The organism is Cupriavidus sp. PB-02 (assembly GCF_058252315.1).
In genome coordinates, this window is record NZ_CM177694.1 from 2,775,735 (window position 1) to 2,800,199 (window position 24,465).

Consider the following 24,465-nt stretch of genomic DNA (forward strand, 5'->3'; position numbering starts at 1 on the left):
CAAGCCTCTCCGGTGCGCCGGCAGGCCGGCGACCGGAACCACAGGATGCCATTGCGCCGTACCCGTCTTTTCTCCGACTCCCTGCGCCGACAGGGCCCGCTCGCCAGGGCCCGGCTGCCGCTGCTTTGCGCTACCGCCCTGTTGCTCGCGGCCTGCGCCAGTTCCCCGCCTTCCCGCCATGCAGGCTTGCCGCGCACGCCGGGCAAGCCGATGGTCGACCCCAGCGCCGGCCTGGAAGAAATCTCGATCCAGGCGATGTCGCTGGTCGGCACCCCATACCGCTATGGCGGCAATACGCCGGACGCCGGCTTCGACTGCAGCGGGCTGGTGCGCTACGTGGTCTCGCGCGCGGCCAACGTCAACCTCCCGCGCACGACCGAGGCGATGGGCACGCGCGGCAGCGCGCTGGACCGCAGCGAAGTGGCCTCCGGCGACCTGGTGTTCTTCAATACCACCGGCCGGGCCAATTCGCACGTGGGCATCTACGTCGGGCAGAACCGCTTTGTCCACGCGCCCTCTTCCGGCGGCACAGTGCGGCTGGAGGACATGAGCAAGCCCTACTGGGCGTCGCGCTACAACGGCGCGCGCCGCGTGGTGGCGGCGATCAACCAGCCGCCCGAACCCGCTTCACCGCCGGCGCCATCGGTAGCACCGGTCGCGCCGCCGCTTCCCGTGCCTGCCCCCGCGCCCGCGCCAGTGCAGGACGACGACGATCCCATCGCCGCCTTCGCCAATCGCTGAAGCCAACATGAAGCGCCAAAGCAAAAAGCCAGGCATCTGCCTGGCTTTTTGCTTTGCTGGTCAATTCGGCGTTACAGGATATGCCGGCCGATCCACCATGCGATCGCGGCCATGAAGGCCGACGCCGGAATGGTCAGCACCCAGGCCCAGACGATATTGCCGGCCACGCCCCAGCGCACCGCCGACATCTTCTGTGCCGAGCCCACTCCGACGATGGCGCCCGTGATCGTATGCGTGGTCGACACCGGCACGCCTAGCGCCGAGGCAAAGAACAGCGTCAGCGCACCGCCTGTCTCGGCGCAGAAACCGCCGACCGGCTTGAGCTTGGTGATCTTCTGCCCCATGGTGCGCACGATGCGCCAGCCGCCGAACAGCGTACCCATGCCGATAGCCACGTAGCAGCTCACGATCACCCAGGTCGGCGGCTGACCGCCGGCCATCACATGGCCGCTGGCGATCAGCAACATCCAGATTATGCCGATGGTCTTCTGCGCGTCATTGCCGCCGTGCCCCAGGCTATACAGCGACGCCGACACCAGCTGCAGCCGGCGGAACCAGCGGTCCACCCGCGACGGCGGCGTGCGGAAGAAGGTCCAGCCCACCATCACCATCATCAGCGAGCCCAGCAGGAAGCCCAGCAACGGCGAGATCAGGATAAAGGCCACGGTCTTCAGCAGGCCGCTGCCCACCAGCGCGCCGGTGCCGGCCTTGGCCACCGCCGCGCCCACCAGCCCGCCAATCAGCGCGTGCGACGACGACGACGGGATGCCGTAGTACCAGGTGATGACGTTCCAGGCGATCGCCCCCACCAGGGCGCCGAAGATCACGTAGTGGTCGACGATGCCGACATCGATGGTGCCGGTGCCCACCGTGGCGGCCACCTTCAGGTGAAAGACAAAGATCGCGACAACGTTGCACATCGCCGCCATCGCCACCGCATGGTGCGGCTTGAGCACGCCCGTGGACACCACCGTGGCAATCGAGTTGGCCGCGTCGTGGAAGCCGTTCATAAAGTCGAACAGCAGCGCGAGCGCCACCAGCAGGGCGATCACCCACAGGCTCATTTGAATGGTCTGCATGCCGATTGCCGCCTCAGGCGTTTTCCAGGACGATGCCTTCGATGATGTTGGCGACGTCCTCGCACTTGTCGGTGATCGTCTCGAGCTGCTCGTAGATGGCCTTCAGCTTGATCAGGCGCTTGACGTCGGTCTCGTCGCGGAACAGCTTGGACATCGCCGAGCGCATCACGCGATCTGCTTCGGACTCGAGCTGGTCGATCTGCTGGGCGGTCTTCAGGATGGTACTGGCGTTGCCCATGTCCTCGAGCAGCCCCACTGCGATCTTGACCTGGTCGCAGCACTGCACGCAGATCGCCGCCAGGCGCAGCGCCTCGTCGGTCAGGTTGGTCACGTCGTACAGCGAGATGGTTTCGGCCACGTCTTCCATCAGGTCCAGGATGTCGTCCATGGTCGTGATGAGCTTGTGGATCTCGTCGCGGTCCAGCGGCGTGATAAAGGTCTTGTGCAGCAGGTCGATGGTGTCGTGCGTGATCCGGTCGGCTTTCTTCTCGGTGGCCTGGACACGGCGGGCATGCGCCTCGGCGTTGGGCAAGTCGTTGACCAGTGCCTGCAGTTCATGGGCGGCGGTCACCGCGCAGTCGGCGTGCTGGTTGAAATATTCGAAGAACTTGCCCTCGGTGGGCATGAATCGGCCGAACATGGAATGTCCTTGTTGCAGCGGGAGAGACGCTGCTTTGTGTTGCAGATTGGGAGACGCGTTGCATGACAGCCACCGGGTAGGCGGCTGTCATCAAAGCGCAATATTTTACAGGGTTACGGGGATATTGCCCGCTGAATTGGCACAAACGAGACGGCGCCGCCGCGACTATTGCGCGCAGGCTTGACTTCGTCAGGTGTCGTTGTCGAAGAAAGCCGGGCCGCCGCTGAAGTTGTCGAACTTCGTGAACTGGCCGAGGAAGGTCAGGCGCACGGTGCCGATCGGGCCGTTACGCTGCTTGCCGATAATGATTTCAGCCGTGCCCTTGTCCTGGGAGTCCGGGTTATAGACTTCGTCGCGGTAGATGAACAGGATCACGTCGGCATCCTGTTCGATAGCACCGGATTCACGCAGGTCGGACATCACCGGACGCTTGTTGGGGCGCTGTTCCAGGCTTCGGTTGAGCTGCGACAGTGCGATCACCGGGCAGTTCAGTTCCTTGGCCAGGCCCTTGAGCGAACGGGAGATTTCGGAAATTTCCGTCGCGCGGTTTTCGCCGCCACCGGAACCCGACATCAGCTGGAGGTAATCGATGATGATCAGGCCAAGCTGCCCGCACTGACGCGCCAGGCGCCGCGAACGGGCACGGAGCTCCATCGGGTTCAGCGCCGGCGTTTCGTCGATGAACAGCTGGGCGTCGTTCATGCGCTGGATCGCATGTGTCAGCCGCGGCCAGTCTTCGTCCAGCAGGCGGCCAGTACGTAGCCGGTGCTGGTCGAGGCGGCCTACCGAGCCGAGCATACGCATGGCCAACTGGGTGCCCGCCATTTCCATCGAGAACACTGCCACCGGCAAGCCCTGCTCCACCGCCACGTGTTCGCCGATGTTCAGCGAGAACGCCGTCTTACCCATCGAGGGGCGGCCGGCCACGATGATCAGGTCACCACCCTGCATGCCGCTGGTCATCTTGTCCAGGTCGATGAAGCCGGTCGGCACGCCGGTAACGTCGGTGGTGGAATCGCGGTGGTACAGCTCGTCGATGCGCTCGACCACCTGGGTCAGCAGCGGCTGGATTTCCTGGAAACCCTTCTGTCCGCGCGAGCCTTCTTCGGCAATCGCAAAGACCTTGGATTCGGCCTCGTCGAGCAGCTCACGGACTTCACGCCCCTTCGGCGCAAAGGCCGCCGAGGCGATATCGTCCGCCACCGTCACCAGCTTGCGCAGCACCGAGCGCTCGCGCACGATCTCCGCATAGCGGCGGATATTGGCCGCGCTGGGCGTGTTCTGCGCCAGCGAATTCAGGTACGCCAGGCCGCCCACCTCCTCGGACTTGCCGGCGACCTGCAGCATCTCGTACACCGTGATCACGTCGGCCGGCTTGGTGGCCGAGATCAGCCGGGCGATGCTCTGGAAGATCATCCGGTGGTCGAAGCGGTAGAAGTCCGCCTCCGACAGGAAGTCCGCGATGCGGTCCCAGGCGGCGTTGTCCAGCAGCAGGCCACCCAGCACCGATTGCTCGGCTTCGATGGAGTGCGGCGGGACCTTGAGATTCTCGAGTTGGGAGTCGGCGACGGGCGCGTTCATGGGGAGGGATTATAACGGCGGGCGGACGCACTTCGCCGGACATTTGGCGCTTGCGGTCGGATTACATTCCGGTATCAGCGCAGGCACGGCCTGCGGAGTGCCGCGGGGGTACCGCAACCGTGGCGCGATAGGGACGCCGGCAACAAAAAAGGCAGGAGCCGGGGCTCCTGCCTTCTTGCTTGCAGTGCTTGCGGTGCTTCGGCCGGCGCCAGGGCGCAGGCGAGGCTGCAGAGCTTAGACCTGCTCGCCCAGCACCGACACGGTAACGTCGACCACGACGTCCGTGTGCAGGGCAACGCTGACCGGGTGGTCGCCCACCGTCTTCAGCGGGCCGTTCGGCATGCGAACCTGCGACTTCTCGACCTTGAAGCCTTGGCCTTCCAGGGCCTCAGCGACGTCGGCGTTGGTGACCGAACCGAACAGGCGGCCGTCCACACCCGACTTCTGGCTGATCTGGACGGTCAGGCCGTTCAGCTTCTCGCCTTCGGCTTGCGCGGCGGCCAGCTTCGCGGCAGCGGACTTTTCCAGCTCGGCGCGCTTGACTTCGAACTCGGCGATCGCGGTTTGCGTGGCGCGGCGCGCCTTCTTCGACGGGATCAGGAAGTTACGCGCGTAACCGTCCTTCACCTTGACGATGTCACCCAGGTTGCCCAGGTTGATGACTTTTTCCAGCAGAATGACTTGCATCGTGTTTTCTCCGTTACGGACCTAGGGCCTATCAGTTCTTGTGCAGGTCGGTGTACGGCAGCAGCGCGAGGAAACGCGCACGCTTGATCGCCGTATCCAGCTGACGCTGATAGTGGGCCTTGGTACCGGTCAGGCGGGCCGGCGTGATCTTGCCGTTGTCGCCGATGAAGTCCTTCAGGGTGTCCAGATCCTTGTAGTCGATCTGTTCCACGCCAGCCACGGTGAAGCGGCAGAAGCGCTTGCGCTTGAACAGCGGGTTCTGTTGCTGGAAGCGCTTCTTGTTCTTGTTGTCACGTTTGATGAATGCCATGATTCAATCCTTTTCGAATGCTTTACATCCGGTGATGTGAAAGACGAGAGCCTTGCTGTTGCGGTGCTTGCGGGCGAGGAATCCTTCGCAGTCCAGCAGCGTGCCGAGCGGTAGTCGCTCAAGCCGCTGGCCGACCGGCCCGATCCCCATCGCTGCGATGGCAAACTCGACCTGGCGCGGCGTTTCCGCCTCGACGGCCTCGCCGCTGTACTGCAGGATGCAGTTCACGACGGGCACCCCGGCCGGGGTATAGCGCAGGGCATCGCGTTCCGCCAAGGTGGCGGCAAGCCGAAGCTGGTTCAACGCGGGGCCTCTTGCTGTTTGCCATCGGTGCCGCCGTGGCCGACGCTGTCAGCCGTGGCACGCACCGCAGTCCGCACTCAGGCGGGCTGGCCTTCGGTGGTCGTTTGCGCGGCCTTGCGGGCTTCTTCGCGCTGCACTTCCTTCATCATCGGCGAAGGAGCGGTCTCGGCCTTCTTGGTCTGCACGATCAGGTGGCGCAGGACGGCGTCGTTGAACTTGAACGCGTGTTCCAGTTCAGCCAGGGTTTCCTTGCCGCATTCGATGTTCAGGCAAACGTAGTGAGCCTTGGCCAGCTTCTGGATCATGTAGGCCATCTGGCGACGGCCCCAGTCTTCCACGCGGTGAACGTTGCCGCTCTGCGAGGTGACGAGCTGCTTGTAGCGCTCGATCATGGCCGGCACTTGTTCGCTCTGGTCCGGGTGGACGATGAAGACGATTTCGTAATGACGCATTGACGCTCCTTTTGGGATTAGCCACCCGGGCGTCACGAGTCCGGTGTGGCAAGGTTGAATAGCCTTAAAGTATAGCCCGGAAGCGGCCGAGCGTGCAAGCCGCCTGCCTGTTGGAGCCCCGGGGCCGCACTGGCTCAGGCCCGGGCGAAGACCGCCTGCAGGCGCGCCGGGTCGCGCGCGAGGCCGGGATCCGCCGCCAGCGCCACCACCAGCAGCACCCGCGCCTTGTACGGGTTGAGGTCGGCCGCGGAGACGAATACGCCATCCGCCGGACTGGGCTGCGGCGGGATCGACACATGACCCGCCATGGTGCGCGAGCTGCGCACGACCGCCACGCCGGCGTCGGCGGCATCGGCCAGCGCGGCCGCGAGCCCTTCATGCACAGAGCCGTTGCCGGCCGCAGCCACCACTAGTCCGTCGACACCGGCCTGCACCAGCGCATCCACGGCTACCCTCCCCGGCTGCGCGTAGCTCGCCACGATCTCCACCGTCGGCCAGGCCTCCGGCATCGGGCCAATCGCCCAGGCAGCGCGCGGCGCGCGGGCGAAGCGCACATAGTCGTCCTGCACGAAGCCCAGCGGCCCACTGGCGGAAACAAAGGCATCAATAGCCGAGGTGTGGGTCTTGGCCACGTCGCGTGCCGCGTGGATCTGCTGGTTCAGCACCACCAGCACGCCCTTGCCGCGCGCATCGGGGTGCGTGGCTACGCGGACCGCGTCCAGCAGGTTCAGCGGACCGTCGGCGGACAGCGAGGTCGACGGGCGCATCGCCGCCGTCATCACCACGGGCACCGGGCACGCCTGCGTCAGGTGCAACGCCATCGCGGTTTCTTCCAGCGTGTCGGTCCCGTGTGTGATGACGATGCCGGCGACATCGGCTTGCGCCGACCAGTGCTCCAGCCGCGCGGCCAGCATGCCCCACAGGGCGAAGGTCATGTCCTTGCTATCGACCTGCGCCACCTGCTCCGCCTCGATACGGGCGACGGACTGCAGCGCCGGCAGCGCGCCCAGCAGCGAGGACACGGGCACGGTCGCCGCCTGGTAGCGCGCGCTGCTGGCGGGATTGCCGGACGCGCCGGCAATGGTGCCGCCGGTGGCCAGGACGACAATGCGAGGCAGTTGGGTCATGGGGGCTCAGGAATTCAATACAGGAGGGATGCGAATAGCCGATTGTAACGGCGGACTTGCCGAGGGCCGCGGCCTGAGCGGTCCACCGGCATGCCTATCCATGCGACAGCCCCGAAAAATTCTGCTTGCGCTCAGGCCGATACTGTATAAAATCACAGCATACTGTTTAAACATACAGTGCCCGGCCCGCCGGATGCAGGATTTCCGATTGTCTCGATCCCTTCGATCCCGACGGAATCCCATGCTCCTGGATCTTCCTGCGCGGCCCTGCACGGAACGGCGATCCCATGGCGACCCTGACACCCCGGCAGCAGCAGATTTTCGATCTGATCCGCAACACGATCCGCCGTACCGGCTTCCCGCCCACCCGCGCCGAGATTGCCGCCGAGTTCGGCTTCTCATCCCCCAACGCGGCAGAAGAACACCTGCGCGCGCTGGCCCGCAAGGGCGTGATTGAACTGACGCCGGGCGCCTCGCGCGGCATCCGCCTGAAGGTGTCGCGCAGCGATTCGGAGATGCCGGACCAGTTCTCGCTGCCGATCCCCGGCGTGATGCAGCTGACGCTGCCGCTGGTGGGCCGCGTCGCAGCCGGCAGCCCCATCCTCGCCGCGGAACATATCGACCGCCAGTACCAGGTCGACGCCTCGGTATTTGACGAACGCCCCGATTACCTGCTGCGCGTACGTGGCCTGAGCATGCGCGACGCCGGCATCCTTGACGGCGACCTGCTCGCCGTGCGCCGCGCCAGCGAAGCCCCCAACGGCAAGATCGTGGTGGCGCGCCTCGGTGACGACGTGACGGTCAAGCGCCTGCAACGGCGCGGCGGCCATATCGAACTGATTGCAGAGAACCCGGACTTCGCCAACATCATCGTGGAGCCCGGCCGCGAGGAGTTCTCGCTGGAAGGCATTGCAGTCGGCCTGATCCGCTCTTCCGGCTTCTAGCCGGGCACCGCGGGCCACAGGCCTGCGCGGGCCCGCCCCCGCTTCCATTGTTTTTTGCAGACGCCGCCCGGCTCGCCGGGTGTTGACCCCGCTTTTGCCTGAAAAAGAGGTGCAGCCATGCCGCAAATCCACCACGCCGCCATCCGCCGTCCGGTCAAGCCCGTGCCGTTCCGCCAGTGCAAGGGCGTGCGCGTCTACCAGGGCGCGCAGCGCCGCACCATGGTCGGCAGCATGGCCGCCATCTGCCGGATGCTGGAACTCGAAACCTCCGACAAGCTCGTTGCCTGATCGACAACGCGCGCCGGCACATGCCGGCGCTGGCGGCCGCCATGCATGTCGTTGCACCTTGGCTGCTGCTTAGCTGCGTGCGCAGGCCTTGGTTTCGGTTTCCAGCTCCTGCGGCGTCAGCTGCGGGAACCATGTGTCGCTCTTGCGCAGTTCCAGCGCCGTTCCATCGGGCTTGGCCGTCAGTGAAATCAGGTAGGCGTACTCGAACTGGCCGGTGGCGTTTACCTGGCCAATCCGGATCTCAGTCTGGCTCTTCGCCGGATAGCTAACGACCGTGGCCTCATCGCCGAGGTTATTGCGCAGGCATTTCGCCACATCGCCCATCTGCGCGGGCGTGAACAAGCGCATCGGAGGGCGCGCGCGAATATCCTTTTCGGACGTGCCGCTGGCGCACCCGGCCATCATTGCCGCGATCGCCACGCTGCAGCCGATCACCTTCGCTCGAACAGACATACCAACCCCTTGGGAATGCAAGGCGGGTATGGTACAGGAGGCACACGGATTTCGCGCGGGCTGCGGACGGCCTGCGCGCCGCCCTGACGCAAGCGCCACACATTGCCGGACATCGACCGATACCTCGACGCGCGGCGCCCGCGCCAGACTGTCGGCATCCACCCCAAAAGAGACCGACCGTGGCATCCCGCAATATCCACGTCATACCCGCCGGCGACCAGGGCTGGGCAGTAGCCGTCGCAGGAAGAAGCCATCGCTGCAGGGACCGAGAAAGCATGGCAGGATCGCGTCGAACTGTTCATTCATGGACGCGACAGGCAGATTCGGGAAAGGAATTCCTTCGGGAACGATCCGCGCAATATCCGGGGCTGACCAGGCTCGCAGAGAGCCAAGGCAATACCTGCGAAATATTCGCGCGACGAAGCAAAACGGGCGCCCTTGCGCGGCGCCGTTTTGGAGAAAACGATTTCCCGTCGCCCGACAGTCACGTCAACCTGCATTTCAATACAGTCCATTGGTGCAGCGGCTTCTAACGTGGCAGCATCCCCCTACAGGCAAAATGAAGGAGAAGACATGAACATTTCGTCGCGCGCCGTTGACGACTTGATCCGCATAGCTACGGCCGGGGGTGGGTTTCGCGTTGACGCTACCGTCCATACACTCGACGACCTGATCAGAATTGCTGCCGCCGCAGGCGCAAAGAGATCGCGTGTCACAGTCGTAGGAGCCTCGATTCACGGCACCGACAGCCTGGTCCGCATCGCGGCCGCAGGCAATGGAGCCGTCGAGTTCTTGGACTAAGTTTTGTAGCTTGACCAGGGTGAGTGCATGCTGCGTTGCCCAGATGCGCGGCGCCTCACCTCACTCTCCGATCTGTCAACTGGTCTGCCTGTGCTGGGCCGGGAGCCCTACGGACATGCCGCGCCAGATCTACCTGGTCGTCATGGCGCTCGCCTTCTTCGGCGCAGTCGCCTTCGGCGCCTATTCCAACTACCGCTGGATGAAGCGGCAGGTAGAGGAATTCTCTCACTGACGCAAACTCCATTGAAGGTCTGACTGGCATCGGACCAAATCATTCTCGTAGCGCTGCAAACTCAGGGCTGACGCATCAATCCTTGTCTCTGCCGCGACCGTTGCCACCATCGGCATCACGATTCCGCCCACGGTCATCACCGCGGTCACCGCCACGGCCATTGCCCCGGCCCTCGCCATGATCGCCTCGTCGGTCCCGGCCGCGATTCTCCGCTCGCTCATCGCCGCGATTCCACCCACGCTTCTCGCCGCGGTTTTCGCCTTGATCTCCACCACGGTTCCAGCTGCGGTTGTCACGGTCGCTCCAATCACGGCTCCTGTTTCGCTTCTCGTCCCGGTCCCAACCTCGATCCCAGTCACCGCCCCACTTTCGGTTGCCGCCGTAGTACCTGCCGCCGTCCCAATCGGAGTAACCGCCGCCGTAAATGGGGCGCGAGTGACCGCGGTGATAGTAGCCGTCATCGTAGGGAGCGACGGCGCAGCCGGTGAGAAGTGCTGCCGTGGCCACGGTGAGCACAAGAAGGGGTTTCATGGTGACCTGCGTTTGCAGTTAGCTAATTTGCCGCAAGGATACCGACGGGCACCTCCCCCTGTTGTAAGAAATCGTGTCCCACTGCGCGAGGTCGCGGCATGATCCGCGACCAGTTTCTGCTCGACATCGCACCCGAAAACATCGTCGATAACTTCGCCGGTGGCTGCGGTGCCAGCTGCGGCATTGAACTCGCTCTCGGCCGGCACGTCGACATCGATCATTGACCCCGCCGATCCCACGCTTGCGTTCGTACGCGAGGCACTGATGCGCATCGGCAAGATGAAGGCTTACCGCCTGCCGCAGCACGCCCAGGTTCGCATGTGCGCCAACAGCGTCAGCCCGCCGATGGCGGCAGCACTGGTAAGCGCCAACGTGCCTGAGATGGCGAGCTGGTCGGCGAAGGAATCGAAACGATTTGGAGTAGCCGCATGAGGCTACAAGCCAGTCTTAGTGTTCTCGACGCAAGCCTTTGCGTAAGCAATTGCTTCGGTCATCGCCTCTTCCTCGCTATTGAACGTGGCTTTGATCTTGTGTCGCAAGCCTGGGACAAACTCGTTTGCGTGATCGATTCTGCGCTCGAACAATACGGATGCCTCCCAGGCTCCAGATTTCGACTTCCAGACCGTGCAGTGGCAGTAGTACTCCCCCTCTTCGACCCAGGCATGGCTCGACATGGCGCCCTCCCATCGTTCCGAGGAATCCTAGTATGACGAAAGAACGTTCTTTGGCAAGATGGCGTCCCGTCCACGGCTACTTCGCCGCCATGGACACAGATTCGCGTACATGCCGGCGCGCACGGACTTGCCTTCCTTCGACTGGTCCTGGAAGTGCGTGGGATCGACCTCTTTCTTGAAATGTCGGCAACGGAGCCGGCGACGGTCTGCCCGGCTTGAATGTCCAGGGCTTTCCGCTTTGCCCGGTCATGCTGTGTATGGCAGCGGCCGGACTAATCCGCCCTGCAGCGATCACGGCAAAGCTGGAGCGGCGCGGCTGATGCGTGCGACTTTGCGGCGCACGCAAACCCGGCGACGACGCACCGCCACTACAACAGGAGAGAGGTGAAACGGGCTGCTGCGACGGAGTAGAAAACGAAAACGGCGCCGTGGGCGCCGCTGGAAGATTTCCGCTTTCGTTGGGATGTTCGCATCGAGAACTTACCCACACTGCATAAGTTATTGATGCGAAAGAGAATTTTGGGGTGGCTGATGGGACTCGAACCCACGACGACAGGAATCACAATCCTGGACTCTACCAACTGAGCTACAGCCACCGTAGAGGTCATCAGCGAAGCGCTGATCGACGAAAAACAAGATTATACAAACAGTTTTACGAGATGGCTAGTATCCCGCACAATTTTTTTTGAGAGGGTCACGCCCGGGGTGGGACCCACTTTGCCTCGAGCAGCACGGCTTCCTTGATTGCGTCGATGGTGTCGGCCTCGGTGTCGAACTGACCGAGAAGACGGCGCGACTTGCCGTTCAACACCGCTTCCTGGAGCGCCTTGCCGGCGGCGTCGGACGTGCCGCGCTGCCAGCAGTAGCGAGCGGTCCATTTGCCATCCTGCAACTGCTCGGCGACCCATACCAGCCGGAAGTCTTTAAAGACTTCGCCGAACGGCTCCTCATTTTCCACGTCCGATTTTTCCACGCTTGCCGCCTTCCCGGACCGTGCGAGGTGCCGCTCAGCCGCCAGCGCGTACTTCGCTGGCGCCCCGACCTCAGCATCGGTCCGCGTGCTTGAATTCGCTTCGCCTGTGGCGCTGCGAATGATCGTATCACGCTCATCAACCCGGCAGGCGAACCGCTCAGGGGTCGACGCGCCGCGCCTTGCGGCATATCAGCAATCGCGGGACGAGGGCGCGGCCCCCACCTCGGCAGGGTTCTTGGCGGACATGCTCGAAGCGATACTTTCGCCTGAGGGACATTGACCCCCTCGACTTCCCGTCAGGCAGCCCGCTCCCCAGCGTACTGCCTGCCTCTTTTCCCTCCTCGCTCTTTCCGCGCCGGCAATGCGCGGAACCGGAACCTCAGGGCGGCGCCACGGCCCAACCATCGTTAGTACAAGAAGGAGTGGGAATGCGAAAGCTGTTCTGGCGGATGTCGGGAATCGTGGCGATGACGGCATTGGTGGCCGCACTGGGCGGGTGCGCCGGCGGCGTGACGGACGGACGGGAATCTGGCATTACGACATACGGCACGCTGGATGTCGGCGTGAGCCATACGCGCTAGCGCGAGCGGGTGATCGATGAAACTCTCATGCGCAGTTGCCGTCAAATCCCTGCGTCTGGCGCAGGAATACTGAGCGCAAAAAAAAGAGTCCGCAGCGCGGACTCTTAACTTTAGCGATCTCAAATGCCCTGAAGGCAGTTGCAATGTACCTGTCATCTGCAAACTGCACCATTCGGGTAAACGAAGAGCGCGAAGCGCTCGGCGAACGGCGCCAAACAAAGCCGACGAAAAAAAAGCCCGCCGAAGCGGGCTGAATAATCAGTTGAAGAAAGCCCTGTATTCGAGGGCAGGCACAGTGTATGAAAGTGCCCTGCCTCGGCGAATTAGGGGAATCCCTTTGCGGACGCCAGTTTCCGGGCGAGGAGCATTTCAGGTGCCGCCCGCGCTACCCTCTGGCAAGCATGCACAATTCCGCAATTCGGATTTAGAGCAAAGGCTCGGCAATGCCACGGAGCAGGGCCTGCCGGCAGCATGCATTACGCCGCCAGGGGCGCGGAGGCTGGCGAGTGCAAATGCTCCCGGGCCTCTTCGAACAGCGCATCCACATCCGCGCGCGTACGCGCCGCATTCATCCGCTTTGCATCCGACAGCACGCGGCGCCAGCCCCGCCCGCCGGCAACACCACGGTGCAGGCCGAGCATATGCCGCGTGACGGCACCCATATAACCGCCCCGCTCCACCAGGTCGCCGATATAGCGCTGCATCGACAGTTCGACGTCCAGACGTGAAAGCACCGGCGAACTGGTGTCGCCATAGAAGCGTGCATCCATTTCTGCCAGCACATACGGCTGGTGATAGGCCTCCCGGCCAATCATCACGCCGTCGACGTGCTGCAGGTGACTCTCCATCTCCTCATAGCTGACAATGCCGCCATTGATCAGGATCTCCAACTCAGGAAATTCCTGTTTCAGCTGGTACGCAACTTCATAGCGCAGCGGCGGGATTTCACGGTTCTCTTTCGGGCTCAGGCCTTTCAGGATGGCATTGCGCGCGTGGACGATAAAGGTGCGGCAGCCCGCCTCGGCCACGGTGCCGACAAAATCCCGAACAAAATCATAATGCTCGGTTTTGTCGATGCCGATGCGATGCTTGACGGTCACCGGAATACTGACCGCATCGCGCATCGCCTTCACGCAGTCGGCCACCAGTTGCGGCTCGGCCATCAGGCAGGCACCGAATGCGCCGCGCTGCACACGCTCTGACGGGCAGCCACAATTCAGGTTGACCTCGGCATAGCCCCACTGCTGGCCGAGCTTTGCCGCCATGGCGAGGTCCGCCGGCTCGCTGCCGCCTAGCTGCAGCGCGACCGGATGTTCGGCTGCGTCAAAATCCAGATGCCGCGGCACGTCGCCATGCAGCAGCGCGCCGGTCGTCACCATCTCCGTATACAGCCATGTGTGGCGGCTGAGTTGGCGATGGAATGTGCGGCAATGGCGATCAGTCCAGTCCATCATCGGGGCCACGGAAACGCGTCGCGGGCTCATGGCAGGCGTCTTGCCTTGCAAATCAGTCATTTCTAAGTGGGGTCGGCGTAGGGCACACGCTGTGGTGGCGGGCCTGCCTGCCGATTGGGCTTGTGTGCGGGGCGAAAGCAGGCAATTTTACCACTCGGCGCCCGCAACGTTTGAGTGGGCCCAATCCAGACTTCGCAGGGAATTGGCGCCTGCAATACTGCCCTCAGCCATCGATTATCGGTAGTGTGGAACGCATCGCGGCGCCGGGTGATGCCGCAACAGGCGGCACAGCAAACGGCCACGACGAGCATCGCCGTGGCGCGCGTTGGCGGCGCTCAGCGCGGCGCGGTGCGGTCGATCCAACTGGCGAACGTCGTCAGGTACTTGCCGAGAAAGCCCTTGGTCGATTCGTTGGCGATGCCGCCCTGCTCGTTCAAGAGCTTGTCGACGCCGGCGATATAGGCCTCGGGCTGCTGCAGGACCGGGACATTGAGGAACACCAGTGACTGGCGCAGATGGTGGTTGGCGCCAAACCCGCCGACTGCGCCGGGCGAGGCGCTGATGATGCCGCCGGGCTTGCCGTCCCAGACGCTGCTGCCATAGGGCCGCGAGCCCACGTCGATGGCGTTCTTCAGCGGTGCGGGCACCGAGCGGTTGTATTCCGGCGTCACGAACAGCACCGCATCGGCACGGCGCACGCGGTCGCGGAATGCGGTCCAGGGCTGGGGCGGCTTGTCGTCCAGGTCCTGGTTGTAGAGCTGCAGTTCGCCGATCTCGACAATCTCCAGCTTGAGTTGCGCCGGCGCCAGCGCGATCAGCGCCTTGGCCAGCTTGCGGCTATACGACTCCTTGCGCAGGCTTCCCACCAGTACAACGACATCACGAGGATTGCTCATCACGGCTCCTTTGTCTGTGTGGACGGAATGGCACGGCAGACGCAGGCACCCATGGGTGGCATGTGCCGGCCCGTGCACCACTCTACCCGACTCGGGGCCGGAATGCCGTCAGAGCTGGCAGATAGCCTGTCAGGCCGCCTTGCCTAGCGCCGCCAGCGGATGGTCTTCCGCGCGCCAGGGGCTGTCGAAGAACGACAGCACTTTCTCACGGCCCACGTCGTCCAGGCGCGCATGCTGCCAGCGCGGCTTGTGGTCCTTGTCGATGGCCAGCGCGCGGATGCCCTCGACGCCGTCGCCCTTGCGGAACACGAGGTGCATCATGTCCAGCTCCATGCGCAGCTCGTCCTCCAGCGACATGCGGCGCGCGCGGCGGATCTGCTCGAGTGTCACGCACAGCATCAGCGGCGAGCGGCTGCGCAGCATGGCGGCAGTTTGTGCGGCCCAGTCGCCCGGCGCGTCGCTGACCGCGGCCAGGATCTCCTGCATGGTGTTGCCGGCGAACAAGGCGTCGATCTGCGTCGACAGGCCTGCGAGCGTGCTTTGCGCCGGCACGCAATCAGCGCGGTGCGGCGCCGTGAAGCCCTCGATATGCGCCAGCACGGCATCGCCGCCGGCGAACTGCTGCGCGCGCATCGAATCGACCAGCTCCGCCAGGCGGTTGCCCGGCAGGTAGGCATCGGCCAGCCCGGCGTAAAGCGCGTCGGCCGCGCCGATCACGGTGCCGGTCAGCCCCAGGTATTCGCCGATGCGGCCCGGCGTGCGTGCCAGGAACCAGCCCCCGCCCACGTCGGGGAACAGGCCGATATTGGTTTCCGGCATCGCCATCTTCGTGCGCTCGGTGACCAGGCGCACCCGCGCGCCTTGCGAGATGCCCATGCCGCCGCCCATCACCACACCGTCCATCAGCGCGATATAAGGCTTGGCGTAGCGATGGATCAGGAAGTTGAGCGCGTACTCTTCCACGAAGAACTGGTCGAGCAGCGGATCGCCCTCGTGCGCGGCCTTGTGGAAATAGCGGATATCGCCGCCGGCACTGAACGCCTTGCCGCCGGCACCGGTCACCACCACCGCCACCACCTCTGGCGCCGCGGCCCAGTCCTGCAGCGTCTGCGTGATGGCGCGGATCATGTCGAGCGACAGGGCATTGAGCGCCTGGGGGCGGTTCAGCGTCAGGTATCCGATGCCACCGCGGACCTCTGTCGTGACGAAATCAGTCATGTCGTACTCCTCCAATGCAACTGGCGATTTTACGCCAGTCACACCCGCAGGCACACCCGCGTGGGCAGCTTGCGGCGCATGCGCAGGGCTGTGCGCGTGCGCCGCCCTGCCGCGTCAGGCCAGCCTGAACGTCGCCACCAGCGAAGTCAGACGCTGAGCCTGGTCTTCAAGCGAAGCGGCCGCGGCAGCGGCCTGCTCGACCAGCGCCGCGTTCTGCTGCGTCATGCTGTCCATTTGCGACACCGCCACATTGACCTGCTCGATGCCGTTGGACTGCTCGTCCGAGGCTGCGCTGATATCGCCGATGATCGCGCTGACGCGGCGCACCGCGTCGACAATGTCCTGCATCGCACCGCCCGCGTCATCCACCAGCCCGGTGCCCTCACGCACGTTGGCCACCGAAGCACCGATCAGCGTGCGGATTTCCTTCGACGCGCCGGCGCAACGCTGCGCCAGCTCGCGCACGTCGCCCGCCACCACCGCGAAGCCGCGGCCGCGCTCGCCGGCACGCGCGGCTTCCACGGCGGCGTTCAGCGCAAGGATGTTGGTCTGGAAAGCGATCTTCTCGATCACGTCGATGATGTCGACGATCTTGCCGGCGCTGGCGTCGATCGCCTGCATGGTATTCACCACGCGCGATACGGCTTCGCTGCCGCGCTCGGCCAGCGCGGTCGCATCAGTGGCCAGCGCACGCGCTTCGCGCGCGCTGTCGGCGTTCTGGCGCACGGTGCCGGTCAGCTCTTCCATGCTGGAGGCGGTCTCCTCCAGCGATGCGGCCTGCTGCTCGGTGCGCTGCGACAAATCCGCGTTGCCGCTGGCGATCTGCTTGCTTGCCGAGGCGATCGAATCGGCGCCGCCGCGCACCTCGCCCACCATCGCCACCAGGCTCTGCTGCATGCGGCCCAGCATGCCAAGCATGCGCGCGGTCTCGTTGCGCGCCGACGCGTCGGCCAGCGCTTCGCCGCCAGACACCGCCGCGGCGCTCAGGTCGCCACCGGCGATCTTCTCGAAGCGCGCGATCGCGATATCCAGCGGCTGCACCACTGAACGGCGCAGGCGCCATGCCACCACGGTGCTGAACGCCAGGCCCAGCACCAGCACGCACACCGACAGCGTGAACAGGTTGCGGTAGCGCTGCTGCGACGCCTCGTAGACCAGCTTCGCGCTGGCCACCTGCAGCTGGTTCAGCTCCGAATTGACGGCAGTGAAGGCAATATCGAGCTTCGGAATGGTTTCGAGCACGGCCTTCATCATGGCCTCGCGGTCGCCCGCATGCAGCGCGGCAATCATCGGCGCCACGCCCTGGCGGAAAAGGGCATCGCGCTTGGCAGTGACGTCTTCAACCACCTTCGCTTCCTCTGCCGAGCGCGGCAAGGCGAGATAGGCCTTCCACGCCTTCTCGGATACGCGCGCAAAGCCTTCGGCGGTCGCGGCGCGGGCCCTGGCATCGGTGGGATCGGTGGCCAACGCCGCCTGGTCGAGCAGCACGCGCACCAGCAGCTGGTTCGAGCGCGCCTCGGCGAGGTTGACCGCGGCCGACAGCTGCTGCTCGTAGATCTGGTGCGTGGCGTCATTGCTGCGCGACATGCCGAGCCAACCGACCGCGCCGACGATCAGCAGCAACAAGTTGGTGACGATGGTGAGGAACCACAATCTGGCTCCGATGGTAGTGTTCCTGAACATTGAGGCTCCGGAGGGATAAAGGAATCGGGGCATGCGGCGCACCGCTGCCCTGCTCAACTACGGCGCCCCCGACGCGTCCTTTACCCGCTTTGACCGCCCTCGCATGCGCGACAGAATTGCGTTCCGGTACATCAATCGTCAATGTGCCGAATGGGGCGCGACAGCCCTCCGCGCAGTCCGTTTGGAGTAACCCCTCGTGGCAATTCCGGCCGGAATGTGCACACTGGCGGCATGAACCCTGAATCGCCCGACCCCGGCCTCGTGCTGCTGGCGTTTGCGCCAGTCTTCCTGCTGACCATCGCCGCCGAAGCCCGGTACTGGGCGCGCCGCAACCCGACCGTCTACAGCCTGCGCGACACCGTCTCCAACGCGGCGCTGGCGCTGATGCACCAGGCCTCGGACGCGTTCTTCCTCTGGCTGATGATCCGCACCGTCTACACTTGGTGCTACCAGCATGGTCTGCGCGCGATGCCGGAAACGCTGGGGTCATTTGCCTTGCTGCTGTTGCTGCAGGACTTCCTCTACTACTGGTTCCACCGCGCCAGCCATCGGGTGCGCTGGCTGTGGGCTTCGCACGTGACCCACCATTCGTCGGAAGGGATGAATTTCTCGACGGCGTTCCGGCAGAGCCTGACGTATCCACTGTCAGGCATGTGGCTGTTCTGGATCCCGCTGGCGTGGATCGGATTTACGCCGGACTGGGTGATCCTGGCCGTGGGCCTGAACCTGGCGTTCCAGTTCTTCGTGCATACGCGGCTGGGGCGGCGCTGGCCGCTGGTGGAGACGATCCTCAACACGCCCTCGGTCCATCGCGTGCATCACGCGAAGAATGCGCAATACATCGACCGCAACTACGCCGGCGTGCTGACCATCTGGGACCGTCTGTTCGGCACCTTCGTGCCCGAACACGAGGCGCCGGTGTACGGCATCACGCGCCAGGTGCGCACCCACAACCCGCTGGTGCTGACCTTCCATGAATGGCGCGACATGTTCGCCGATGCCTGGCGCGACCGCGATCTGCGCTACCTGTGGAAGCCGCCCGAATGGCGCAGCCCGCGTGCGCCGGCGCCGCAGGCCATACCGGGAGCGCAATAAGAAACATCCCAGGAACACGCGTACAGAGGCCACCTCGCAGGCCCGTGGACATATGTCCAAATAAATAAGACCATTAATTTCTGCACTGAAAATACGAAATTGACCAGCCGGTCGCCGGCTTTTACTTCCCTCCGGCGGCCCTGCGGATGCATCGCACTTCTACGGACGTGGCGATGATCGGCAAGGACAAACGAAGCGTCGGGTGCGGAGGTTGCGACAATGGCGAGCGCATGGTCAAGATTCACCGTAACGACGGGCTCGCTCACGGTCCTGGTGGTGGCGCAGTTGGAGCTCTGCGCCGCCCACGCGCAGAAGACCATCACTGGTGATGGCAGAACGCAGGTCGACCTGCAGCAGCCCGCTTCTTTCAGCACGTACGCCGTCACCGGCGACCCGACCTCCACGTTCGTCAATTTTGTGGGGACCGCATCGGTTCCCCTGATCGACGCGGTCACGGATGGCGGCTCAGCCAATGCCTACACGTTGAACAACATTGGCACAATCCACACCGCTGGCGCCATGGCAGCCGGGGTCTCATTGAGCTCCGCCGCCACAGGCAGCACGGTGATCAATCACGGCTTCATCGTCGGGGACAGCAGCAGCGATGGCATTCGGATCCAGGGGCCTGGCGCTGTGGTCCGGAACCAGGGGAACATCCAGGGCGGCACCGACGGCGTGCTGATGGGGCTCGGCGGTACGGTGACAAACCTGTCTCACGCCGCGATCGGCGCCAGCGCTGGCCACGGCGTCAGCATCGTGAACCAGAGCGGTAGCGTAGCCAATGCCGGTACGATTGCCGGCAGCCTGATCGGTGTGCTGCTGGATGCCGGCGGCAACGCTGTCAACGGCTCAACGGATGGCGGCACCACAATCACGCCAGGCGCGCGGATCAGCGGTGGTACCTATGGGCTGTGGATTGGCGGCAGCGGCGGCACCGTGATCAACCATGCCGGCAGTACGATCGAGGGCAATGGCAATGCCGGGATAGTCATTACCGGCACCTCCGGGACGGTAGACAACCGCGGCGCGGTCAACGGCATGGAGGACGGCATACGGCTCCACAACGCCGGCACCGTCATCAACAGCGGCGTGGTTCGTGGCGCCACGTCGAGCGGCATATTGCTGTCCAACGGCGGACTGGTCAGGAACGATGCGCCCACCAGCGTCGTGCAGGGCAATCTCCATGGCGTGCTGCTGGCCAATGGCGGCACGGTGGCGCACCTTGGCGGCCGCATCGCGGCGCAGGCCGGCAATGGCATCCAGGCCGGCGGCGGCGCCACCATCGACAGCCACGCCACGATTCACGGCACGGAGAACGCCGTGCAATTCATCTCGGGCAACAACACGCTCGCATTGCACGCCGGCTCCGTCACCACCGGCGCGCTGCGCATGGGCTCCGGCTCCGACCGCGTGACCGTGTTCGCCGGTGCCGACATCAGCGCGGTGCCGTTGTATGAAGGCGGCACCGGCAGCAGTGCGCTAACCTTCGACGGCTACCGCGGCAGCGTGCCCGGCAGCATCGACCCGTGGTCCGCGGTGACTGCTACCGGTGGCGCGGACGTCGCGCTGACCAGCGGCATACTGTACGAAGCCAGTGTGTTCCGGATCGATAGCGGCGCCGCGCTGCGCTTCAGTGGCGATGCCGGGACACTGACCGGCGACGTCAGCAACTCAGGCACGCTTAGCTATGCCAATGGCTCCGGCGCCGGCGCCTATCAGGTGACAGGCACGCTTGCCAATGGCGGGCTGGTGGAACTGGCCTCGGCAACGGGCGGCGCCGGCCAGACGCTGACCACGCGCAACTACGCCGGCAGCGGCGGCACGCTGAGCCTGAAGACGGTCCTGGCTGCCGACAGCACCGCATTGGACCGGCTCGTCATCGACGGCGGCACGGCAACGGAATCACCGGCGTGCGCATCGCCAATGCCGGCGGCCAGGGCGCACCGACCACGGCCAACGGTATCCTGGTGATCGATACCGCTAACGGCGGCACCACGGCGCCCACTGCGTTCGCGCTGGACGGCCGCGCGGTGGCTGGCGCTTACGAGTACCGCCTGTTACGTGGCAGCACTGACGGCAGCAATCCGCAGGCCTGGTACCTGCGCTCGGCAAAACCGCCGCAGCCGACTCCGCCCTCGCCCTCGCCCCCGCCCCCGAATCCTCCCGCTCCGCCCGAGCCGATGTACCGCCCTGAAATCGCCGCCTACCTCGCGAACCAACGGCTGGTCCGCCAGGTGTTCGTGCACAGCCTGCACGACCGCCTGGGCGAGCCGCAGTACGTTGAGGGCCAAGGGTTCCGCCCTGCTCCGGACCGGGCCCGCGCAGGCTGGCTGCGCGCGGCCGGCAAATGGGAAGGCAGCAAGAGCCGCGACGACAATTTCAAGGTCAGCACCGACACCCTCCTGCTGCAGGGCGGCGCGGAACTGGCACGCTGGAACCTGGCCAGCGACACCGACCGCCTGCACCTGGGTGCTATGGGCAGCTACGCCAACGCCGGCAGCCATGCCGAGGCCGATGGCAACCCGGCCCGCGCGAAGGGCAGCGTGCAGGGCTGGAGCGTGGGCGCTTATGGCACCTGGTACCAGAACGACGAGAACAAGCTGGGGGCGTATGTCGATACCTGGCTCCAGTACGGCTGGTTCGACAACAAGGTCGAGAGCGACCAGCTGCCCACTGTCAGATACAACGCCAGCGGCTGGGTCATTTCCGGCGAGGCAGGCTACGCCATCCCCGCGCGCGATGGCTGGGTGGTCGAGCCGCAGGCGCAGCTCATCTACGTCGACTACCGCGCCGACGACATTACCGAAGCCAACGGTACCCGCATCACCGGCGCCGACTCCAGCGGTGCGATCACACGCCTTGGCGCGCGCGTGCATCGCACCTACGTGCGCGACGACGGCCGCAAGATACAGCCGTACGCAACGATGAACTGGTGGCACACCAGCACCGACAGCAATATCTCGTTCAACAAGTTACCGCTGGGCAGCCTGTATCCGACCAACCGCTATGAGCTCAAGCTCGGCGTCAATGCCGATTTCGGCAAGCGCTGGACCGGCTGGGCCAATGTGGGCGGCGCATGGGGCGCGCAGCGCTACTACCAGTACGCGGTGCGCGCAGGTATGAAGTACGCTTGGTGAGGCGCGCACCCGCTTGCCGTCCGCCCAATAAAAAAACCGCACCCTGAGGCGCGGTTTTTTTTGCTGCCTGCCGTGAGTTACACGGATTCGCGTGAAGCACGCTTGCGCTCGTGCTCCTTCAGGTGGCGCTTGCGCAGGCGGATGCTCTTGGGCGTGAGCTCGACCAGCTCGTCGTCGGCGATGAATTCCACCGCATATTCGAGTGACATCTGGATCGGCGGCACCAGGCGCACGGCTTCGTCGGTACCCGAAGCACGCACGTTGGTCAGCTGCTTGCCCTTGATCGGATTGACGACCAGGTCGTTGTCGCGGCTGTGGATGCCGATGATCATGCCTTCGTACAGCGCATCGCCCGGCTTGACGAACATGCGGCCGCGGTCCTGCAGCTTCCACAGCGCGTAGGCCACGGCGTCGCCGTCGTCCTGCGAGATCAGCACGCCGTTGTGGCGCTCGCCCAGGCCGCCTTCGCGCACCGGCGCGTAGTCGTCGAAGATATGGCTGATCAGGCCGGTGCCGCGCGTCAGCGTCATGAACTCGCCCTGGAAGCCGATCAGGCCACGGGCCGGGATGCGGTATTCCAGGCGGGTACGGCCCTTGCCGTCAGAGGCCATATCGAGCAGTTCGCCCTTGCGGCGGCCCAGCTCTTCCATCACGCCGCCCTGGTGGCCGTCTTCGACGTCCACGGTCAGCAGTTCGTACGGCTCGTTCTTGACGCCGTCAATTTCCTTGAACACCACGCGCGGACGCGACACGGCCAGCTCGTAGCCTTCGCGGCGCATGTTTTCCAGCAGGATGGTCAAGTGCAGTTCGCCGCGGCCAGACACTTCAAAGATGGTGTCGTCGCCGGTATCGGCCACGCGCAGCGCCACGTTCGACTTCAGTTCGCGGTCCAGGCGCTCGCGCAGCTGGCGGCTGGTCACGAACTTGCCTTCACGGCCGGCCAGCGGCGAGGTGTTGACGCAGAAGTTCATGGTCAGCGTCGGCTCATCCACCTTCAGCATCGGCAGCGCGTCCTGGGCGTCCGGCGCACACACGGTGCAGCCGATACCCAGTTCTTCGATGCCGTTGATCAGCACGATGTCGCCGGCTTCGGCCTCGGACACGATCTCGCGCTCCAGGCCCTGGAACTTCAGCACCTGGTTGATGCGGCCCTTGATCGGGTTGCCTTCCGGGCCGAACTTGACCACCACGTCCTGCAGCGGACGGGCGCGGCCACGCGAGATGCGGCCTACGCCGATCTTGCCGACGTAGCTGGAGTAGTCCAGCGAGATGATCTGCAGCTGCAGGGGGCCGTCCCGATCGTCGTCACGCACCGGCACCTTGTCCAGCACGGTCTCGAACAGCGGCTTCATGTCGCCGTCGCGCACGTCTTCGGTCAGGCCGGCAAAGCCGTTCAGGCCCGAAGCGTAGATCACCGGGAAGTCGAGCTGCTCGTCGGTGGCACCCAGCTTGTCGAACAGGTCGAAGGTCTGGTTGATCACCCAGTCCGGACGCGCGCCAGGGCGGTCGATCTTGTTGACCACGACGATCGGCTTCAGGCCCAGCGCCAGCGCCTTGCGCGTGACGAATCGGGTCTGGGGCATCGGGCCTTCGACCGCGTCGACCAGCAGCAGCACGCCGTCGACCATCGACAGCACGCGCTCCACTTCACCGCCGAAGTCGGCGTGGCCCGGGGTGTCGACGATATTGATATGGGTGCCGTTGTATTCGACGGCACAGTTCTTCGCGAGAATCGTGATCCCGCGTTCCTTTTCCAGGTCGTTCGAGTCCATCACCCGCTCAGCGACTTGCTGGTTGTCGCGGAAGGTGCCTGCCTGGCGCAGGAGCTGGTCGACCAGGGTGGTCTTGCCATGATCGACGTGGGCGATGATGGCGATATTTCGGATGGCGCGGGTCATTGCTGCGTCTCGCTTGGAGAATCTGAGGTAACCCAACATTCTAGCATGTTGCGGCGCAAGACGCGTTGACCGGACCCGCCACTTATGCTGTGTTTATCGTTGCGGAAACTGGAATAACCAATTTCCGTTCTTGCTTATCGTTAAACGCAAACATATATTTGCCTCAGCAAAGATTGCAAAGGCAAAGATGTCACAGGACCTTTCCTCGGATCGGCCAGCCCCGGATACGGGTGGCCCGTTCGATCCCGCCAGATACCAGATGAACGACAGCGTCGGCTACCTGATGCAGCGCGCCAAGAACATGCTGGCGCACGCGGTCGAACAGGAAGTCTGCGCACTCGACATCACCCACGCCCAGGCGAGCTGCCTGATGATGCTCGCCACCGGCCGCGCCTCCACGGTCACCGACCTCGGCCGCGAGCTGAACACAGACATGGGCTCGGTTACGCGCCTGCTCAGCCGCATGGAAAAGCGCGGCCTAATAGAGCGCCGCCGCCGCGATGCCGACCGGCGCGTGGTGGACCTGTCGCTGACCGCACAAGGCCAGGAGCTGGTCGAGCGCCTGCCGGCGATCTTCTGCAAGGTACTCGCCCACCACTTCCGCGGCTTTTCCGAGGACGAAGTGCAATTGCTGCGCAGCATGCTGCGCCGGGTCATCGACAACAACAGTGGGTAGTGGATGCGCAA

Annotated in this window: 27 protein-coding genes, 1 tRNA gene and 2 pseudogenes; 11 read left to right on the plus strand and 19 right to left on the minus strand. The window is 64.5% G+C overall.

All coding sequences use genetic code 11. The features are described from left to right. Window positions 1-45: 45 nt before the first annotated feature. On the plus strand, window positions 46-741 hold the full coding sequence (locus AC10V3_RS12980) for a C40 family peptidase (RefSeq protein WP_022535677.1): 696 nt from the start codon (window positions 46-48) through the stop codon (window positions 739-741). A 71-nt stretch (window positions 742-812) separates the two neighbouring features. On the opposite strand, the gene AC10V3_RS12985 is transcribed toward AC10V3_RS12980, so the two are convergent. The 8 genes from AC10V3_RS12985 to AC10V3_RS13020 all read right to left on the minus strand — a co-directional run bounded on the left by AC10V3_RS12985 (window position 813) and on the right by AC10V3_RS13020 (window position 6,920). Beyond that, window positions 813-1,820: an inorganic phosphate transporter gene (locus tag AC10V3_RS12985; protein ID WP_022535678.1), complete on the minus strand. Its 1,008-nt coding sequence runs from the start codon at window positions 1,818-1,820 to the stop codon at window positions 813-815. 13 nt (window positions 1,821-1,833) lie between these two features. Beyond that, the gene (locus AC10V3_RS12990) at window positions 1,834-2,460 is read right to left on the minus strand and encodes a DUF47 domain-containing protein (RefSeq protein ID WP_010809517.1); all 627 of its coding nucleotides are present in this window, start codon (window positions 2,458-2,460) and stop codon (window positions 1,834-1,836) included. 189 nt (window positions 2,461-2,649) lie between these two features. Continuing rightward, entirely contained in the window at window positions 2,650-4,041 is a 1,392-nt protein-coding gene (locus AC10V3_RS12995) for a replicative DNA helicase (protein ID WP_022535679.1), read from the minus strand. Between the two features lie 234 nt (window positions 4,042-4,275). Then, complete coding sequence (gene rplI, locus AC10V3_RS13000) at window positions 4,276-4,728, minus strand: 50S ribosomal protein L9 (RefSeq protein WP_022535680.1); 453 nt, start codon at window positions 4,726-4,728, stop codon at window positions 4,276-4,278. A gap of 31 nt (window positions 4,729-4,759) precedes the next feature. Beyond that, window positions 4,760-5,038, minus strand: a complete 279-nt coding sequence (rpsR, locus tag AC10V3_RS13005; RefSeq protein ID WP_022535681.1) for a 30S ribosomal protein S18 — start codon at window positions 5,036-5,038, stop codon at window positions 4,760-4,762. Between the two features lie 3 nt (window positions 5,039-5,041). Then, window positions 5,042-5,341 carry a primosomal replication protein N gene (gene priB / locus AC10V3_RS13010; RefSeq protein WP_022535682.1) on the minus strand — a complete coding sequence of 100 codons (300 nt, stop codon included), beginning with the start codon at window positions 5,339-5,341 and terminating at the stop codon, window positions 5,042-5,044. A gap of 77 nt (window positions 5,342-5,418) precedes the next feature. Further along, the gene (gene rpsF / locus AC10V3_RS13015; RefSeq protein ID WP_022535683.1) at window positions 5,419-5,793 is read right to left on the minus strand and encodes a 30S ribosomal protein S6; all 375 of its coding nucleotides are present in this window, start codon (window positions 5,791-5,793) and stop codon (window positions 5,419-5,421) included. 134 nt (window positions 5,794-5,927) lie between these two features. Then, a complete protein-coding gene (locus AC10V3_RS13020; protein WP_022535684.1) occupies window positions 5,928-6,920 on the minus strand; it encodes an asparaginase in 993 nt (330 codons plus the stop codon). Window positions 6,921-7,207: 287 nt separating this feature from the next. Between AC10V3_RS13020 and lexA the strand changes: the two genes are divergently transcribed. Together lexA and AC10V3_RS13030 are read left to right on the plus strand one after the other, a co-directional pair. Further along, on the plus strand, window positions 7,208-7,864 hold the full coding sequence (gene lexA / locus AC10V3_RS13025) for a transcriptional repressor LexA (protein ID WP_022535685.1): 657 nt from the start codon (window positions 7,208-7,210) through the stop codon (window positions 7,862-7,864). 117 nt (window positions 7,865-7,981) lie between these two features. Then, a complete protein-coding gene (locus AC10V3_RS13030) occupies window positions 7,982-8,152 on the plus strand; it encodes a hypothetical protein (protein ID WP_022535686.1) in 171 nt (56 codons plus the stop codon). Between the two features lie 69 nt (window positions 8,153-8,221). On the opposite strand, the gene AC10V3_RS13035 is transcribed toward AC10V3_RS13030, so the two are convergent. Beyond that, on the minus strand, window positions 8,222-8,572 hold the full coding sequence (locus AC10V3_RS13035; RefSeq protein WP_374063606.1) for a hypothetical protein: 351 nt from the start codon (window positions 8,570-8,572) through the stop codon (window positions 8,222-8,224). A 212-nt stretch (window positions 8,573-8,784) separates the two neighbouring features. Here AC10V3_RS13035 and AC10V3_RS13040 point away from each other — a divergent pair. After that, a pseudogene (locus AC10V3_RS13040) lies at window positions 8,785-8,977 on the plus strand (DUF2188 domain-containing protein). On the opposite strand, the gene AC10V3_RS13045 reads toward AC10V3_RS13040, so the two are convergent. Next, window positions 8,908-9,105, minus strand: coding sequence for a hypothetical protein (locus AC10V3_RS13045; protein ID WP_490923702.1), 198 nt, complete (start codon window positions 9,103-9,105; stop codon window positions 8,908-8,910). The pseudogene AC10V3_RS13040 and the gene AC10V3_RS13045 overlap by 70 nt on opposite strands. 73 nt (window positions 9,106-9,178) lie before the next feature. On the opposite strand from AC10V3_RS13045, the gene AC10V3_RS13050 reads away from it, so the two are divergent. Then, complete coding sequence (locus AC10V3_RS13050) at window positions 9,179-9,406, plus strand: hypothetical protein (RefSeq protein WP_022535688.1); 228 nt, start codon at window positions 9,179-9,181, stop codon at window positions 9,404-9,406. A 225-nt stretch (window positions 9,407-9,631) separates the two neighbouring features. On the opposite strand, the gene AC10V3_RS13055 is transcribed toward AC10V3_RS13050, so the two are convergent. Further along, window positions 9,632-9,934: a hypothetical protein gene (locus AC10V3_RS13055; RefSeq protein WP_454752050.1), complete on the minus strand. Its 303-nt coding sequence runs from the start codon at window positions 9,932-9,934 to the stop codon at window positions 9,632-9,634. 333 nt (window positions 9,935-10,267) lie between these two features. Here AC10V3_RS13055 and AC10V3_RS13060 point away from each other — a divergent pair, with 333 nt between their 5' ends. Together AC10V3_RS13060 and AC10V3_RS13065 are read left to right on the plus strand one after the other, a co-directional pair. Next, window positions 10,268-10,393, plus strand: a complete 126-nt coding sequence (locus AC10V3_RS13060) for a hypothetical protein (RefSeq protein WP_022535691.1) — start codon at window positions 10,268-10,270, stop codon at window positions 10,391-10,393. A gap of 40 nt (window positions 10,394-10,433) precedes the next feature. Beyond that, window positions 10,434-10,601: a hypothetical protein gene (locus AC10V3_RS13065; RefSeq protein ID WP_349609184.1), complete on the plus strand. Its 168-nt coding sequence runs from the start codon at window positions 10,434-10,436 to the stop codon at window positions 10,599-10,601. A 2-nt stretch (window positions 10,602-10,603) separates the two neighbouring features. Here AC10V3_RS13065 and AC10V3_RS13070 read toward each other — a convergent pair whose 3' ends face one another. From AC10V3_RS13070 to AC10V3_RS13080, 3 genes are all read right to left on the minus strand, one after another. Continuing rightward, window positions 10,604-10,843 (minus strand): hypothetical protein, encoded by a 240-nt coding sequence (locus AC10V3_RS13070; RefSeq protein ID WP_022535693.1) that lies wholly within the window; start codon window positions 10,841-10,843, stop codon window positions 10,604-10,606. A gap of 520 nt (window positions 10,844-11,363) precedes the next feature. Continuing rightward, window positions 11,364-11,439: transfer RNA gene (locus AC10V3_RS13075), tRNA-His, on the minus strand. Between the two features lie 98 nt (window positions 11,440-11,537). Next, a complete protein-coding gene (locus AC10V3_RS13080; protein WP_022535694.1) occupies window positions 11,538-11,816 on the minus strand; it encodes a hypothetical protein in 279 nt (92 codons plus the stop codon). A gap of 428 nt (window positions 11,817-12,244) precedes the next feature. Between AC10V3_RS13080 and AC10V3_RS13085 the strand changes: the two genes are divergently transcribed. Then, the gene (locus AC10V3_RS13085) at window positions 12,245-12,397 is read left to right on the plus strand and encodes a hypothetical protein (RefSeq protein ID WP_022535695.1); all 153 of its coding nucleotides are present in this window, start codon (window positions 12,245-12,247) and stop codon (window positions 12,395-12,397) included. A 476-nt stretch (window positions 12,398-12,873) separates the two neighbouring features. On the opposite strand, the gene dusA is transcribed toward AC10V3_RS13085, so the two are convergent. The 4 genes from dusA to AC10V3_RS13105 form a co-directional block, all read right to left on the minus strand. Further along, entirely contained in the window at window positions 12,874-13,911 is a 1,038-nt protein-coding gene (gene dusA, locus AC10V3_RS13090) for a tRNA dihydrouridine(20/20a) synthase DusA (RefSeq protein ID WP_454752118.1), read from the minus strand. Window positions 13,912-14,186: 275 nt separating this feature from the next. Next, entirely contained in the window at window positions 14,187-14,747 is a 561-nt protein-coding gene (locus tag AC10V3_RS13095) for an NADPH-dependent FMN reductase (RefSeq protein WP_022535697.1), read from the minus strand. Between the two features lie 129 nt (window positions 14,748-14,876). Next, window positions 14,877-15,965, minus strand: a complete 1,089-nt coding sequence (locus AC10V3_RS13100; RefSeq protein ID WP_022535698.1) for an enoyl-CoA hydratase/isomerase family protein — start codon at window positions 15,963-15,965, stop codon at window positions 14,877-14,879. Window positions 15,966-16,079: 114 nt separating this feature from the next. Beyond that, complete coding sequence (locus AC10V3_RS13105; RefSeq protein WP_022535699.1) at window positions 16,080-17,648, minus strand: methyl-accepting chemotaxis protein; 1,569 nt, start codon at window positions 17,646-17,648, stop codon at window positions 16,080-16,082. A 231-nt stretch (window positions 17,649-17,879) separates the two neighbouring features. On the opposite strand from AC10V3_RS13105, the gene AC10V3_RS13110 reads away from it, so the two are divergent. After that, the gene (locus AC10V3_RS13110) at window positions 17,880-18,743 is read left to right on the plus strand and encodes a sterol desaturase family protein (protein WP_022535701.1); all 864 of its coding nucleotides are present in this window, start codon (window positions 17,880-17,882) and stop codon (window positions 18,741-18,743) included. Between the two features lie 1,389 nt (window positions 18,744-20,132). Then, window positions 20,133-21,880 (plus strand): annotated as a pseudogene (locus tag AC10V3_RS13115) (autotransporter family protein). Window positions 21,881-21,957: 77 nt separating this feature from the next. Here AC10V3_RS13115 and typA read toward each other — a convergent pair. Next, window positions 21,958-23,778 carry a translational GTPase TypA gene (gene typA, locus AC10V3_RS13120; protein WP_022535704.1) on the minus strand — a complete coding sequence of 607 codons (1,821 nt, stop codon included), beginning with the start codon at window positions 23,776-23,778 and terminating at the stop codon, window positions 21,958-21,960. Between the two features lie 187 nt (window positions 23,779-23,965). On the opposite strand from typA, the gene AC10V3_RS13125 reads away from it, so the two are divergent. Next, on the plus strand, window positions 23,966-24,454 hold the full coding sequence (locus AC10V3_RS13125; RefSeq protein ID WP_022535705.1) for a MarR family winged helix-turn-helix transcriptional regulator: 489 nt from the start codon (window positions 23,966-23,968) through the stop codon (window positions 24,452-24,454). Window positions 24,455-24,465: the final 11 nt, after the last annotated feature.